The sequence below is a fragment of the Halovivax limisalsi genome, assembly GCF_023093535.1.
Lineage (GTDB): Archaea > Halobacteriota > Halobacteria > Halobacteriales > Natrialbaceae > Halovivax > Halovivax limisalsi.
The window spans coordinates 1,118,657-1,133,414 of the sequence record NZ_CP095757.1 but is presented as its reverse complement, the minus strand read 5'-3'; the positions used below and the strand labels follow the sequence as shown (position 1 = coordinate 1,133,414).

The window sequence follows — 14,758 nt, the reverse complement described above, 5'->3', positions numbered from 1 at the left end:
CCGATCATCGTCGTCATGATTCGGCGGGGTCCTCCAGGGTGCCTTCGAGCGCGTCGACGACGGCGTGCGCGTGCGATTCGTCGATCGTTAGCGGCGGCAACAGGCGGACGACCGTGCGCCCGGCGGGCAGCGCGAGGATCTCGTGCTCCAGCGCGAGGTCGCGCAGGACGCGGTTCGCCCCGCGACCGACCTCGAGGCCGACCATGAGGCCCGCCGCGCGGACGCCGTCGATCGGCAGGTCGGCCGTCTCGAGTTCGTCGACGAGCGTCTCCCCGACGGCCGCCGCGTTGGCCGCGAGATCCTCGTCGACGATGACGTCGAGGGTCGCCGTCGCCGCCGCGGCGACCAGGGGGTTCCCGGAGAACGTCGACCCGTGCGAGGCGGCGCCCTCGGCGATCCAGTCCGCACAGAGCGTCGCGCCGAGCGGGAGTCCGCTCGCGAGGCCCTTCGCCGTCGTCAGTACGTCGGGGACGACCGGCGCGTCGACGAGCGCGTCGTTCTCGCAGGCCCAGAACGAGCCCGTGCGACCGAGGCCGGTCTGGATCTCGTCGAAGATCAGCGCCGAGCCGGTCTCGCTGGTCACCTCGCGGGCGGCCCGCAGGTAGCCCGCGGGCGCCGGATTGACGCCGCCCTCACCCTGGATCGGCTCGAGGATGACCGCGGCCGTCTCGTCGTCGACGGCCGCCTCGAGCGCCGCCTCGTCGCCGTAGGGGACGAACTCGACGTGGTCCTCGAGCAGGGGTTCGTACGGCGCCTTGTACTTCGGCTTCCAGGTCGCCGAGAGGGCGCCGGCGGTACGGCCGTGGAAGGCGCCGCGCGCGGCGACGATCTTCGTGCCGTCGGTCGCGCTGCGGGCGAACTTCAGGGCCGCCTCGTTGGCCTCGGTGCCCGAGTTGCAGAGCCAGACGTTCTCGATCTCTCCCGGCGCGAGCGCGGCGAGCTGGGCCCTGAGGGTCGAGCGCGTCTCGACCGGGTACGACCCCTGCACGTAGAGCAGCTCGCTCGCCTGTTCCCGGATCGCGCCGACCACGTCGGGGTGGCAGTGACCGGCGGGCGTGCACGCGTAGCTCGCGCCGACGTCGAGGTACTCGGTGCCGTCGTCGGCCGTCAGCGTGACGCCGTCGCCCGACTCGATCGTGACCGGTTTTTGCGAGAAGACGAAGCCGCTCACGACTCGCTCACCTCGACTTCGTCGTCGACTGCGTCGTCGGTGGCGCCGGCCTCGAGCCCGTCGGCATCGTCGGTGACGCCGTCCCCGGGTCCGTCGGTAGCGGTCCCGGGCCCGCCAGTCGCGGCCTCGAAGCCGTCGGCGGCAGTCGTCAGTCCGACCGCCCCGGGCGTGATCGTCGTCCCCGCCCCGTCGAGCGCGGTGAGGACCGGGTCGTTCGCGTTCGCGTCGGCGACGACGACCGACGACGCGCCACCCTCGAGGGCCTCCCGGGCCGCCATCACCTTCTTCGTCATGAAGCCCGCCGCGGCGTCTTCGAGCGCTTGGAATTCGGCTTCGGTCGTCGCCGACTCGATCAGCGTCGACTCGTCCTCGGGATCCGCGTAGACCCCGGCGACGTCGGTCAGCACGACGAGGTCGGCTCCGAGCGCGCCCGCGACCGCCGCGGCCGCGCGGTCGGCGTCCGCGTTGACGGCCGTGTAGCCGCCGTCGGACTCGGCGCCGAGGACCGGGCCGCCGACGACGGGGACGTACCCCCCAGCCTGGAGCGTCTCCAGCAGGTCGGCGTTGACCGACTCGACCGTCCCGGAGTGGTCGCCGCGTTTGATCTTCTTCGTGCCGTCCTCGAGCACTCTGACGGCCGACTTTCGGGTGCCGGCGAGCAGCTTGCCGTCGAGGCCGGTCAGGCCGATCGCGTCGACGCCCTCGTTCTGCAGCGCCTCGACGAGGTCGGTGTTTACCGTCCCTGCCATCGCCATCGTGAACGCCTCCATCGCCGTCTCGTCGGTGAAGCGGCCGACGACGCCGCCGGGCGTCTCGACGTAGGTCGGCTCCTCGCCGAGGGCCTCGAGCGTCTCGTCGACGGCGGTCGAACCGCCGTGGACGACCGCGACGGGGCGGCCGTTGGCCGACAGGTGGGCGACGTCGGCGAGCGCGCCCGCGGGATCGACCGCGCTGGCACCGCCGATCTTGATCACGACCGGCGTCTCGTTCGTCGTCAGCGTCTCCGCGGCGGTCATGGCGATCCCACCGGGTGCAAGCCCGCGAACTCGAGGCCGGCCGTCTCCGCGTAGCCGAGCGCGACGTTGGCCGCGTGGACGGCCTGGCCGGCCGAGCCCTTCATCACGTTGTCGATCGCGGCGAAGACGACGACGCGCTCGTTCGACGGGTCGAGTTCGAAGCCGACCTCCGCGACGTTCGTCCCCGCGACGGCTTTGGGCTCGGGGTAGCGGTAGACGCCCGAGCCGCCCGCGGCGAGGCGGACGAACGGTTCGTCCTCGTAGCACGCGCGGTAGGCCGACCACAGGTCGCCCTTCGAGACGGGGCCGTCCGGGAAGACGTGGCTCGTCGCGCTCGCGCCGCGAACCATGTCCACCGCGTGGCAGGTGAACGAGACCGAGGTTCCGAGCCACTGTTCGATCTCGGCCTCGTGGCGGTGGCCCGTCGGCGCGTAGGGGCGGACGACGCCCGAGCGCTCGGCGTGACTCGATGCCGCGCCGCCGCCGGCGCCGCCCTCCGAGGAGCCGACCTTGACGTCGACGACGATCCGCTCGTCGCCGTCGGCGTCATCGTCGCCGAGAATCCCGTGCTCGAACAGCGGATAGAGCCCGAGGATCGTCGCGGTCGCGTTACAGCCGCCGCTCGCGATCAGGTCGGCGCCCGGCAGGTTCTCGCGGTTGAGTTCGGGCAGGGCGTACTCGGCCGCTTCGAGGTACTCGGGCGCGTCGTGGCCGTCGTACCACTCGTCGTACTGTGGCTCGGAATCGAGGCGGAAGTCCGCCGAGAGGTCGACCACCGTGTCGGCGACCTCGAAGAACTCGTCGATGCGGCCCATCGAGACGCCGTGGGGCGTCGCGGCGAAGAGCACGTCCACCGACTCCAGCTCCGTCGGATCGGTGTAGCGTAGCTCGGTCCCGCGAAGCGGCGGGTGGGTCGAACCGACGCTCTTGCCGGCGTTTCCGCGACTCGTCGCCTGCTGGATGTCGAAGTTGGGATGGCCGGCGAGCAGACGCAGGAGTTCGCCGCCGGCGAAGCCGCTGGCGCCGACGACGCTCGCGGTGACCGTCTCGGCGGCCGCGTCGTCAGTACCCGCGGCCCCGGCGGCGTCGGCATCGGCGGTCACGTCGTCGGCGTCGGTAGTATCGTCTGCGTCGTCGGCAGTAGCGGCTGACGTCCCGCGGGCCATCAGTGGGTCACCTCCAGTTCGGTGCCGTCAGTCGTCTCGTCGGCGTCGCCGGCCGCTTCCGCCGCGGCCTCGGCTTCGAGCCAGTCGACGACCGCCGCGGGGACGTCGACGTCGACGGAGCCGTTCAGCGCCTTGAACTCGACGGTGTGGTTGACCTCGTGGACGGTGTACCCGTCGGCAGTTTCCATGAGGTCCACGCCCAGGAGCCCGCCGCCGACGGCGTCGCTCGCCGCGGCGACCAGCTCCGCGATCTCGTCGTCGATCTCCAGCGGCGCCGTCTCGGCACCCGCCGCGGCGTTGGTGATCCAGTGGTCAGCCGAGCGGACCATCCCCGCGATCGGCTCGCCGTCGACGGCGACGACACGCAGGTCGCGGCCGGGCTTCTCGACGAACTCCTGGACGTAGAACACCTTGTGCTCGTAGTGGCCGAGCGTCGACTTGTGCTCCAGGATGGCCTCGGCGGCGCTGCGCGAGTCGATCTTCGCCATCAGGCGCCCCCAGGAGCCGACGACCGGCTTGAGCACGCACGGGTAGCCGAACGATTCGATGGCCTCGAGCGCGCTGTCGGTGGTGAACGCGACGTTCGTCGCGGGCGTCGGGACGCCCGCGCCGTCGAGCGCGAGGCTCGTGCGGACCTTGTCGGCGCAAACGGTCGCCGTCTCGGGAGAGTTCACGACCGGGACGCCGTAGGCCGCGCAGAACTGCGTGACGTAGACGCTGCGACTCGTCGCCAGACAGCGATCGACGACGATGTCGAGGTCCGCGAGGATCTCGGGCGCCTCGTCGACGGCGAGTTCGAGGTCGCGGACGTCGACCTTGACAACGTCGTGGCCGCGCTCGCGCAGTTCCGACAGCAGGAGCTTCTCGTCCGCGCGGATGCGCGAGTAGCATACCCCGATCTTCACGGTCACTCACCCCAGTCCTCTTCGAGCTCGGGGGCTCGATCGAGGACTGGTGGCGCGGTGTCGATCACTTCGAGTTCGACGCCGCAGGTGGTACAGTCGACGATCTCTCCGGCTTCCGGGTCGTCGTGCAGGGACAGGTCGGCCCCGCACTCGGGACACGTCGTCATGGTACTCCCACGTCGGGGCTACGGGTACATAAATTCGTCGAACTTCTCTGATTAATTATATATCTGTACCGCAGGCTAACAGTGGTTTCGAACGGTTTCCGCCGCGATTACGCGTCGAATATCAATTCGATTTTATAGTGTCCCCCGGCGGGGACCGCGGCCGACCCCGCCGCGGTCGTAGTCCGGATTGACGTCGCGCCATCGGCCCGGCGATGTCGCGCTCAGACATAGGTCGAGACCACCTCCAGCCGACGTTCGGCCGCCGATTCGACGACGCAAACGCGGTCAGCGTGCGTCTCGCGATCGGCCTCGATCGACGAGCCGACGGCCGCCAGCTGGTCGCGGACCGCGTCCGGGGCCGGGCCGCCCGCCGAGTCGCGACTCGCGACGTTCGAAGCGGGATCGAGCGCGGCGTCGAGTGCCTCGGCGTCGACGAATTCCTCGAGCGACTCCTCGAGGTGCGCCTCGGCGGCGTCCGCGAGCGCCTCGCGGATCGAACCGTCGTCCACCTCGGCCGCGGTCGCCGCCTCCGCGACGATCTCGTGGGCGGTGCGGAAGGGGACGCCGGCCATCGCGAGCAGGTCGGCGACGCCCGTCGCCGTCGAGAAGCCCTCCCCGGCCGCCCCGGCAAGCGAGTCCTCGTTCCAGTCGGCGGTCGCAACCGCGCCGGCGGCCACCTCGGTCGCCTGGGTGACGGCGTCGACGGTCGCCCAGACGTGGGGCGTCGCGCGCTGCAGATCGCGGTTGTACGCGCGCGGGAGGCCCTTGAGCGTCGTCGTGAGGCCCTGGACGCTCGCCGCCGCGTCGCCCGCGACCGCGCGGACGAGTTCGAGCGTGTCCGGGTTCTTCTTCTGGGGCATGATGGAGGACGTCGAGGCGTAGTCGTCGTCGAGGTCGACGAAGCCGCGGTTCGCGAAGACGATCAGGTCCTCGGCGAATCCGGAGAGCGTCGTCGCGAGCGTCGAGAGCGCCCCCGTCGTCTCGAGGAGCACGTCGCGGCTCGCGACCGCGTCCGTCGCGTTCGACAGGACCGACGAGAAGCCGAGCAACTCGGCGGTGCGCTCGCGGTCGATCTCGAACGGCGTGCCGGCGAATGCGGCCGCGCCGAGCGGCGAGGCGTCGAGGCGCCCGAGGGCGTCGAAAAGGCGAGCCGTGTCGCGCGCGACCGTCGACTCGTAGGACAGGGCCCACTGGGCGACGGTCGTCGGCTGGGCGGGCTGGAGGTGCGTGTAGCCCGGCATGATCGTCTCCGCGTGGGCCTCGGCGATTTCTGCGAGCACCTCGCGCAGGGCGAGCGTCGCCTCGATCGCGTCGAAGACGTCCTCGCGCAGGCGGTAGCGGATGCAGGTCGCGACCTCGTCGTTGCGCGAGCGCGCGGTGTGCATCCGCCCGCCGTCGGGTCCGACGCGGTCGACGACCGCCGTCTCGATCGCCTCGTGGACGTCCTCGCCGTCGGGCAGCGCGTCGTGGCCAGCCGTCTCGATCTCCTCGAGGGCGGCGAGGATGGCTCCGGCGGTCGCGTCGTCGACGACGTCGCACTCGGCCAGCATGACGACGTGGGCGCGATCGACCGCGATGTCGGCCGCGAAGATGCGAGCGTCGGCCGCCAGCGAGGAAAGAAAGTCGCGCGCGGGGCCGCCGCTGAAGCGATCGCGGCGAACGACGCTCTCGTCGGCGTCGAGTTCCCCGTTCGTCGCCTCGTCCCCGGTCATGCTCACTCCTCTGTCGTCTCGTCGTCCGCCGTGGCGGCGTCTTCGACCGTAGTGGCGTCGTCGGCTGCCGCCCCCCCGTCCGTCGCGAGCGTCGGCGATTCGGTCCCGTTCGCCCCCTCGGCCGCCTCGACGGCGGCGATCGACTCGTTCGCGAGGCGACGCTGGAAGCCGTGGTACTTCGCGACGCCGGTGGCGTCGGCCTGCTCGATCTTCCCGACCGATTCGGTGTCGAAGGACGCGTGTTCGGCCGAGTAGGCCGCGTACGCGCTGTCGCGGCCGACGGCGCGCGCCTGGCCGCCCTCGAAGCGGATGGTGACCGTGCCCGTCACGCGCTGCTGGGTCTCGGCGACGAAAGCGTCCAGCGCGCCGACGAGCGGCGCGTCGATCAGGCCCTCGTAGGCCTTCTCGGCCCACTTCGCGTCGATCGTGTCCTTGAACTGGCGCTCCTCCTGGGTGAGGACGAGGGCTTCGAGCGACTCGTGGGCGGCCAGCAGCGTCGTCGCGGCCGGGTGCTCGTAGTTTTCGCGCACCTTCAGGCCGAGCATGCGATCCTCCATCGTGTCCGTGCGCCCGACCCCGTACGCGCCGGCGACCTCGTTCAAGTGCTCGACGAGGGCGACGGGGTCGTAGGCCTCGCCATCGACGGCGACGGGGTAGCCCTCCTCGAATTCGATCTCGATCTCGGCCGTCTCGCCCGACGGCGCGTCGGTCCACTCGTAGATCTCCTCGCCGGGGACGTAGCTCGGGTCCTCGAGTTCCTTGCCCTCGACGGAGCGACTCCAGAGATTGGTGTCGATCGACCAGTCGCCCTCGTTGCCGCCCTCGACGGGCAGGCCTTTCTCGGCCGCGTACTCCTGTTCCCACTCGCGCGTGAGCCCGAGTTCGCGGACGGGCGCGATGACTTCCATGTCCGAGTCGCGCCAGACGGCCTCGAATCGAAGCTGATCGTTGCCCTTCCCGGTGCAGCCGTGGGCCAGGCCGGTACAGCCGTGCTCCTCGGCGACCTCGAGGATGGCCTCGGCGATCACCGGGCGCGCGAGCGCCGTCCCGAGCGGGTAGCCCTGGTAGGTCGCGTTCGCGCGGACCGCTTCGAGACAGAGCTCGGCGAACGCTTCGGTCGCGTCGACCACGACGTGGTCCAGGCCGAGCGCCTCGGCGGTCTCCGCGGCCTCTTCGAACTCCGATTCGGGTTGCCCGACGTCGACCGTGACGCCGAGCACCTCGTCGTATCCGTACTCCTCCTCGAGCAGCGGCACGCAGACCGTCGTGTCCAGCCCGCCCGAGAACGCGAGTGCAACGCGTGTCATGTCGTACCCGAACGAATCGGCCGCGGACGTATAAATACACCGCTTTAACTTTAGAAAATAAAGTTTGTACGGCAAGCTAACCGAGGTTTTGAAATTTTTGTGCGAGCGATGCTAGGTGAAATAGCATCAGCCGGGAGACAGTGGTGAGAGTGAGTGTGGCCCTAAAGGGGCCGCCGCGGGAGCCGTCGCGGTCGCGGGGACGCGCCGCTCGCAGGGGGCGAGCGGAAACGACGCGACCCGAGACTCATTACACCCGGCAACGTGCCGGTGGGGCTTAAAGCCTGTGCGGGCGGCAAACGTTGCAACGTCCGGATCGAACGACGCATCACCATCGATCGACGGGTCTCGATCGTCCGAAGGCGCTAGATTCGTTCCTCACTCGATTCCTCGCGGTCGGGGAGCGCGAGGACGTTCTCGCGCCCGAGTCGGAACACCTCGACGTCGCCCCGGTCGCGCAAGTCGCCGACGACCTGGCTCGTCTTCGCCTCGGTCCAGTCCAGCGCCGAGACGACGTCCTGTTGTTTCATCCGGCCGCCGTTGGACGCGAGGAGTTCGAGGACGCGTTCTTCGTTGCTCAGCAGTTCCGGCGGCGGGCCGTCCGCCGCCGCGGGCGGGGTACGAACCGGCTCGTCGGGTCGCCGGTCGACCGCGCCGTCGCGGCGCCACCACAGGGCGGTGGCGACCGTTCCGAGCACCAGCAGCGCCACGAAGAATAGTGCGAGCGGACTCCGCCCGCCCTCGGCCGGGGCCGGCTCCGATCCGGTGTCGTTCGTCGCCGGGAAGATGGCGACGCGCGGTTCGTCGTCGATGAACTCGGTGCGAGCGCCGTCCCAGCCGACCCCGGTCTCGCGGACGTGGTCCGGACCGGGGGAGATCTCGCGGTAATTGTAGGACTCGGGCCACCTGATCCAGAGGGTCGTTCCTTCCGCGAGCGTGTACTGCGAGAGCGTCCCCTGTACCTCGACCATCACCGTCTCCACCCGGGCGAACCCCGTCCAGGTGAACGAGAACGTCACCGTTCCGGCGCTTCGCGGGGTCGTGACCTCGTCCGTCCGGACCGAGACGGCCGAGATCGACATCTCCCGGTCCGTCACGTTGCGCGCCGTCCGGAGCGTGGCGTTCCAGCGCTCGCGTTCGGCCTCCGCGTACCTCGCCGGGCTGTCGGAGATGTTCGACCGGAGCGCCTCCCACGCCGCGACCGACTCGTTGTCGCCGAGTTCGTACCGGTAGACGACGTCGACGTGGGCCGTGCCGTTCTCGACGGCGAGGTCGAACGTCGTCTCCACGGCGTCGAAGCCGTCGAGGAGCGACGACTCGTTGTCGACGAGCGGGCGTGGCGCCTCGCGATCGACGATCCGCGTTCCGCCGTCGACCGTCACGGCGTCGGCCCGGGACGCGCTCCGGTCGGAGCCGCCAATAGCGTCGGTATCCGGGCCAGCAACTAGCGATCCGCCGTCGGTCGATTCGGCGTCCAGTCCCGCGGAGCCGGCGCTAACGGCGCCCATCGCGAGCGTGCTGACGAGCATCCCACAGCACACCAGACGCACCAGTCGGGCCGACAACGCGGCCATCGTCCTCAGGTGACTGTCCCTGCCCATTAGTCTCTTGCGCAACGTGCCAATACCTGTCACACCACCGTCGAGTCGCCGGACTCCGGCGATCCGACGCCGAACGATCGGTTCGAGGACGCGCCACCAACCGGCTCAGGATCCAATCGGCAGCGCACGTTTCGCCCGGCCGTGAACGGCGAGACGCTCACGGATACTGTCGGCTAGCTGAACGGAGGGTTTTTGTGGCGGATGGACCTATCGAAGGCTATGACACTCGAACGAGGCGAACTCGACGTCGAGGACCTGCTCAAGATCGTCCTCGGGCTGATAGCCGTCTACCTCGCCCTCAAGATCCTCGATCCGCTGATCGGGTTCGTCGCCGAGATCGTTAGCACGGTCATCGTCCTCGTGATCGCCCTCATGATCGTCCTCTGGCTCCTCGATCGCCTCTAAGGCGAACGCGGATCGGTCGACCGCACTCGTACCCGCGAACCGTCACGTTCTTTGAGCGAGCGCCCCCAGCAACGGTGTGTACAGCGTCAACGTTCCCGTTCCCGGGCGGGTTCGCGAACTCGCGTCGTCGCTCTACCCCGACCTCCACGGCTTCGACCGCGTCCGGGAGACGCACTCGCTGCTGGTGAAACGACTGGGTGATAGCCCAGACCCGCACTCCCTGCAGCGGCGAACGCACCGGGCGCTCGACGGGACGCCGGCGGTCGAGGCCGCGATCACTGGGATCGACTACTTCGCCGACCCGCCAGTCGGCACCGCCCCGGTCGTCTACCTGGCCGTCGAGAGCCCCGGCCTCGAACGAATTCACGCCGAGCTCGCCGACGTCTTCGACCCCGTGGCCGATCTCGAAGGCGAAAACTACGTCCCACACGTGACGCTGGCCCGAGGGGGCGACGAGGCGGCCGCGAAGCGCCTCGCCGAGCGCGAGATCGACCCGATCACCTTCACCGTCACCGAACTGGAGTTCTTCGACGGCGCGCACCGGTTGCCGGTGAGCCGCGTCACGTTACCGGCGTAAGGACCGGATCAGCCGACACCGGGACATCGACAAGAGCGTTCTCGTACCGCATTCCGGCCCCCTGGTCACGGCGCCGGGGGATCGCCGTCGTAGGCGCCGTGGTCCGCGTAGAAGTTGCCCATTGCGTAGGTGAGCTTCTGGGGTTCGATATCGAGGAGTTCCTCGCGCTCGTGCATGGGGAAGCTGCCGTTGACGCTGTAGGTGCCCAGGTCTCCCTTGGCCCGACCGGAGTAGCGGCGGTCGAGGAGCGCCCGGACGCCCACGTCGGTCGGCGAGCGGAGCACGCGGCCGAGCGCCTGACGGGTCTTGCGGACCGTCGGGATCTCGACGGCGTAGCGCCAGCCGGTGTCGGTGCCGTCGAAGGCGGCGTCGTACGCATCCTGGACCGCCTCGGCGCGCTCGTCCAGGTGCGGGTAGGGGACGCCGACGACGAGGACGGTCAGCGCGTCGTCGCCGTCGAAGCTGACGCCCTCCGCGAGGGTGCCCCACAGCGAGGTACACAGGAGGCCGTTCTCGTCGGCGACGAACGCCGAGCGGAGGTCCTCGACGCTCACGCCGGGTTCGTCGCGGTAGACCGTCGCCTCGACCAGCGGGTCGACGCGCCCGGCGTAGCGCTCGGCCTCGCCGTAGTTCGGGAAGAAGGCGAGGGTGTTGCCGGGCGTCATCCGCACCGCGTTGCTGATCGTCGTCGCGACGGTGTCCTGGACGTCCGGATCGTCGCGCTCGCTCGCGAAGAGCGCCGGCGTCTCGACGGCGTAGGTCCGGCGGTTCTCGGCGGGGAAGTCGAGCCCGTAGGCCATCGTGACCGGATCGTCCAGCCCGAGGACGGCCTCGGTCACGTCGAAGGGTTGCAGCGTCGCGCTCATGAGGATCGTCGCCGAGAGGGCGTCGAAGAGGTCGCCGGTCACGTGCGTGGGAAGGCAGCTGTAGAGCTCCGCGCGGCCGTAGAGCTCGTCGGTCCCATCGTCGCGTCGCACCGCGAGGACGGGGTAGACGCCCGCTGACGCCCCGTCGTCCATCCAGGCGCGGACGAACTGGCCGGCCCGCAGGGTCTGACACTCCGTCCGCGTCTCGCGCTCGCCGTTGCGGTAGGCCTCATCGTACTCCTCGTCGAGGTCGCGCCCGAGCGAGACGGCGGCCTCGAGGTCGTCGTCGATGCCCGGCCCCGAGTACGACTGGAGGAAGGAGAGCGTGAGGTCGTCACGCCGGTCGTCGTTCGCGACGGCGACGTCGCGCCAGTTCTCGCCGACGCGCTCCCGATCGCCGAACTGGAAGGATTCATCATACGTCTCCCGGAGCGCCTCGTAGAAGGTCTCGAGGACGTTTCGCGCGGGGCCGGCGCGCGGGTCGTCCGCGTCGTCGAGTTCGTCGAGCGCCGACGCGAACGTCCGCTCGGAACACTCGCGGCTGGCGTGATCGCGCGCGGCGTCCTCTAAGTTGTGCGCCTCGTCGAAGACGGCGATGACGTCCTCGGGCTCGCGACCGAGCCACCGGAAGAAGGCCTCGCGGATGCCCGGATCGAGCAGGTGGTGGTAGTTACAGACGACCAGATCGACGCCCTCGACGGCGTCTTTCAGGAGTTCGTACCCGCAGCGCCGGCGGTTCTCGGCGTACTCGTAGATCTCCTCGGGCGAGCGGACGTCCTCGAAGAGCCAGGCGTGAAAGTCCTCCTCGGCTCCGGGCTCGGTGAGGTTGTTGTGGTAGTAGTCACAGACGTTGCGATCCTCCAGGTCCTCGAGCTCCGCTTCGAGCGAGTCGAGTTCGTCCATCACGGCCGCCCGCGCCTCCGCGGCGGCGCCGTCGCCGTCCTGGCTCTCTTCGAGCAGTTGCTCCTGGCGACGTTCGAGGTCCGCGTGTTCGCGTTCGGTCTCGACGAGATCGTGCGTCGCATCGCGCAGCGTCTGGCACTCCTCGTAGCCGACGTCGATGTGACACATCGAGCCCTTGCCCTTGAAGACGACCGCGCGGATGTCCTCGGTCTCGACGATGGCGCGGGCCTCCTCGACGAACTGGCGCATCTGCTGGTGGACGTTCGTCGTGATGACGACCGTCTTGTCCTCCTCGCGCGCGACCGACAGGGCAGGGACGAGCGCGGAGAGCGTCTTGCCCGTCCCGCAGGCGCCCTCGAAGAGCACGTCCTGGCCCCGGACCAGCGCGTTGTGGATCCGGTCCATCGCCTCGCGCTGGTTCGCGTAGGGCTCGTCGTACGGGAAGAAGCGCAGGTAGTCGGCCGAGTCTGGCACACGTGGTGATAGGTTTCTATATCGATAAAAGCGTTCGTCCCGGTCGGCGCCGACTTCGGGGGAGATCCTCCCGCCTCACGCGCCGGTATCGGGTTCGAGGTAGACGCGCCGCACCTGGTCGTCGTGAGCCTTCAGAGCATCCTCGATCTCCGCGATGCGCTCGTCGAGGGCCTCGACGTCGGGCTCGAAGACGACGTCGGCTGTCACGAGCAGTTCCTCGGCCCCGAAGAAGACGGTCCGGAAGTCGACGACCTCGCGGACGACGTCCGAGCCGGCGACGATATCGTGAAGTTCCTGCTCGGCCTGTGGTGAGAGGCTCTCGCCGAGCAAGAGACGCTTGTTCTCCCAGGCGAGTGCGATCGCAAAGCCCATCAGGAGGAGTCCGATGAGCAGCGCGGCGCCGGCGTCGTAGACCTCGTTGCCCGTCACCCGGGTGAGGTAGACGCCGAAGAGGGCGATGCCCGCGCCGGCCAGCGCGATCGCGTCCTCGGTGAGCGCGGTGAGCGTCGTCACGTCGCTGGTCTTCCGGAACGCCTCGCGGATCGTCTCCCAGCCGTGTTCGTCCATCTGGGCGGAGATCCCCTCGTAGGCCTTCTTCAGCGCCCACGCCTCGAAGACGATCGCCCCGAGGAGCACGGCGTAGTTGACGTAGACGCCGTCGACGGCGCCGACGACGGGCAGCGGCGGCGTCTGTCCCATCGTGGCGTGCGAGCCGTGACGCAGCGCGTCGATTCCGTGGCGGGCGCTCTCCCAGCCCGCGATGCCGAAGAGGATCACGCTGACGAGCATGGCGTAGAAGAACTGCGCCTTGCCGTAGCCGAACGGGTGCTGTCGGTCGGCCTCCTGGGCGCCGTAGCGCAGGCCGATCAGGAGGAACACCTGGTTGCCCGTATCGGAGATGGAGTGGTAGGTCTCCGAGAGCATCGCCGGGCTCATCGTGAGGAGGTAGCCGACGAACTTCATCACGGCGATCGCGCCGTTGGCGATCAGTGCGGCGATCACGACCGACCTGCTGCTTGCCATCGGGAGTTCGTTCGGATCGGCGCAATAAAAATGGCGGCGACTCGAATCGGCGGGGCAGACGGTACAGACCCGTCAGCGGTGGGCCGCGCGGCGGGATGAAACCACGAAGCGGTCGCTTCGATCGACCGAAAGAATCCTCCGCGGGGCCGGCGAACGGTTCGGTATGATCGCCGTCTTCTCCGATACGCACGGCACCGAGGGCCACTGCCTGGAAGGCGAGGCGCTGACCGCCGCCCGCGAGGCCGACGCCATCGTCCACGCGGGCGACTTCAAGACCGAGGCGGTGCTCGACGCGTTCCAGTCGTTCTCGGCTCCGCTGTACGCCGTGGCCGGGAACGTCGACGAACCCGGCGTCGCGGATCGCCTGCCGACCGAGCGCACGATCGAGACCGACGGGGTCACGATCGCGGTGCGCCACCAGCCGGCGGGCGGCGAAACCGCGCTGGCCATGTTCGGTCGCGAGCGCGACGCGGACCTGGTCGTCTTCGGCCACAGCCACCAGCCGACGCTGGTCGAAACGGACGACGTCGTGCTGTGCAATCCCGGGAGTCACGCCCAGCCGCGCGGCTATCGACCCGGATTCGCGACGGTCGAGCGGACGGACGACGGACTCGCGATCGAACAGCGCGAGCCCGACGGGTCGACCATCGCCTCGACCATCGTCGACCGCTGACGTCGGGTCCAAAGAGCCGACCGGCCGATCGCCGGGACGGCCGTGCGCGTGGCGGAGTCAACCCGATCGCGTGGCGATGTCGGGAGCGGGGAGGGCCAGGAGTCGAACGGGTTCGGAATCGGAAAGGGAGTGGAATCGGGAGGTCGGTTGTCGGGCGGTCGTCTCGGACAGGGCGGGTTCGCAAGGCGGGACGGTACGGTCGCCGCGGAGGGCCCGAGATGGTGATCGGATGCCGGTGTGGCGGGCGACAGCGGGCACCTGACCGAGCGGGTCACATGACCAGCGCGGTGCGGACGGGAGCCAGCGCACCCGGCTGCGCCCGCAGGTGATGTCAGACAGGCGGCCACCGGGTCGTGGCCAACCCCGGTCGAACCCACCGGCGTGGTTCGCCGGGGCGCATCCGAGACGATGGGTGGAGAGGAGTTATAGCCACCTCTAGCTAAAATTCGCCTTTCACCGTCAGACGCTCGTCGAGCGCCCGACACGTCCGGACTTGGCCGAACCGGGTCAGGGCCGGATCGGGCCCGCCGTGACGACGCCGGCGCGCGGGAAGCGCACGAGCGACGAGTACGCGCGTCGAAACGTCTTTGACCTCGCCGCCTGTAGCCGACGGTATGCTCGGATTCCTGCCGGACGATCCGGTGATCCTCGCCATCGTCGCCATCCTGCTGGTCCTGATATTCTTCACGTACCTCCTCCTTCGACGGACCGTCCTCGAGTTCCAGGACGGAATGAAGAAGTGAGTGACTGGCGCGCCGGATGCTGGTGACTTCGGCGGCGGTCGCGCGCGCGTCG

The 14,758-nt window shown here is 69.5% G+C and carries 14 protein-coding genes; 4 read left to right on the top strand and 10 right to left on the bottom strand.

Annotated features, from left to right (window positions below; all coding sequences use genetic code 11):
• Positions 1-13 precede the first annotated feature (13 nt).
• The 8 genes from MXA07_RS04980 to MXA07_RS04945 all read right to left on the bottom strand — a co-directional run bounded on the left by MXA07_RS04980 (position 14) and on the right by MXA07_RS04945 (position 9,015).
• Positions 14-1,171: an aspartate aminotransferase family protein gene (locus MXA07_RS04980; protein WP_247730947.1), complete on the bottom strand. Its 1,158-nt coding sequence runs from the start codon at positions 1,169-1,171 to the stop codon at positions 14-16.
• Positions 1,168-2,187 (bottom strand): acetylglutamate/acetylaminoadipate kinase, encoded by a 1,020-nt coding sequence (locus tag MXA07_RS04975; protein ID WP_247730946.1) that lies wholly within the window; start codon positions 2,185-2,187, stop codon positions 1,168-1,170. The genes MXA07_RS04980 and MXA07_RS04975 overlap by 4 nt, the downstream gene beginning before the upstream one ends.
• Positions 2,184-3,353, bottom strand: a complete 1,170-nt coding sequence (argC, locus tag MXA07_RS04970; protein WP_247730945.1) for an N-acetyl-gamma-glutamyl-phosphate reductase — start codon at positions 3,351-3,353, stop codon at positions 2,184-2,186. Before argC ends, MXA07_RS04975 begins: the two co-directional genes overlap by 4 nt.
• Positions 3,353-4,264 (bottom strand): lysine biosynthesis protein LysX, encoded by a 912-nt coding sequence (gene lysX / locus MXA07_RS04965; RefSeq protein ID WP_247730944.1) that lies wholly within the window; start codon positions 4,262-4,264, stop codon positions 3,353-3,355. Before lysX ends, argC begins: the two co-directional genes overlap by 1 nt.
• Entirely contained in the window at positions 4,261-4,425 is a 165-nt protein-coding gene (lysW, locus tag MXA07_RS04960) for a lysine biosynthesis protein LysW (protein ID WP_247730943.1), read from the bottom strand. The genes lysX and lysW overlap by 4 nt, the downstream gene beginning before the upstream one ends.
• 221 nt (positions 4,426-4,646) lie before the next feature.
• Positions 4,647-6,137 carry an argininosuccinate lyase gene (argH, locus tag MXA07_RS04955; RefSeq protein WP_247730942.1) on the bottom strand — a complete coding sequence of 497 codons (1,491 nt, stop codon included), beginning with the start codon at positions 6,135-6,137 and terminating at the stop codon, positions 4,647-4,649.
• A 2-nt stretch (positions 6,138-6,139) separates the two neighbouring features.
• Complete coding sequence (locus MXA07_RS04950) at positions 6,140-7,444, bottom strand: argininosuccinate synthase (RefSeq protein WP_247730941.1); 1,305 nt, start codon at positions 7,442-7,444, stop codon at positions 6,140-6,142.
• Positions 7,445-7,806: 362 nt separating this feature from the next.
• Positions 7,807-9,015, bottom strand: a complete 1,209-nt coding sequence (locus tag MXA07_RS04945; protein ID WP_247730940.1) for a helix-turn-helix transcriptional regulator — start codon at positions 9,013-9,015, stop codon at positions 7,807-7,809.
• Positions 9,016-9,261: 246 nt separating this feature from the next.
• Between MXA07_RS04945 and MXA07_RS04940 the strand changes: the two genes are divergently transcribed.
• Both MXA07_RS04940 and MXA07_RS04935 read left to right on the top strand, forming a co-directional pair.
• Complete coding sequence (locus tag MXA07_RS04940) at positions 9,262-9,447, top strand: DUF7554 family protein (RefSeq protein WP_247730939.1); 186 nt, start codon at positions 9,262-9,264, stop codon at positions 9,445-9,447.
• A gap of 76 nt (positions 9,448-9,523) precedes the next feature.
• A complete protein-coding gene (locus MXA07_RS04935) occupies positions 9,524-10,024 on the top strand; it encodes a 2'-5' RNA ligase family protein (RefSeq protein ID WP_247730938.1) in 501 nt (166 codons plus the stop codon).
• Positions 10,025-10,089: 65 nt separating this feature from the next.
• Here the strand turns inward: MXA07_RS04935 and MXA07_RS04930 are convergent, their stop codons facing one another.
• Together MXA07_RS04930 and MXA07_RS04925 are read right to left on the bottom strand one after the other, a co-directional pair.
• Entirely contained in the window at positions 10,090-12,267 is a 2,178-nt protein-coding gene (locus MXA07_RS04930) for an ATP-dependent DNA helicase (RefSeq protein ID WP_247730937.1), read from the bottom strand.
• A gap of 75 nt (positions 12,268-12,342) precedes the next feature.
• A complete protein-coding gene (locus MXA07_RS04925) occupies positions 12,343-13,290 on the bottom strand; it encodes a cation diffusion facilitator family transporter (RefSeq protein WP_247730936.1) in 948 nt (315 codons plus the stop codon).
• A 163-nt stretch (positions 13,291-13,453) separates the two neighbouring features.
• On the opposite strand from MXA07_RS04925, the gene MXA07_RS04920 reads away from it, so the two are divergent.
• The gene (locus MXA07_RS04920) at positions 13,454-13,963 is read left to right on the top strand and encodes a metallophosphoesterase (protein ID WP_247730935.1); all 510 of its coding nucleotides are present in this window, start codon (positions 13,454-13,456) and stop codon (positions 13,961-13,963) included.
• Positions 13,964-14,577: 614 nt separating this feature from the next.
• Positions 14,578-14,706, top strand: a complete 129-nt coding sequence (locus MXA07_RS18145) for a DUF7859 family protein (protein ID WP_282102537.1) — start codon at positions 14,578-14,580, stop codon at positions 14,704-14,706.
• The last annotated feature ends 52 nt before the right edge of the window (positions 14,707-14,758 follow it).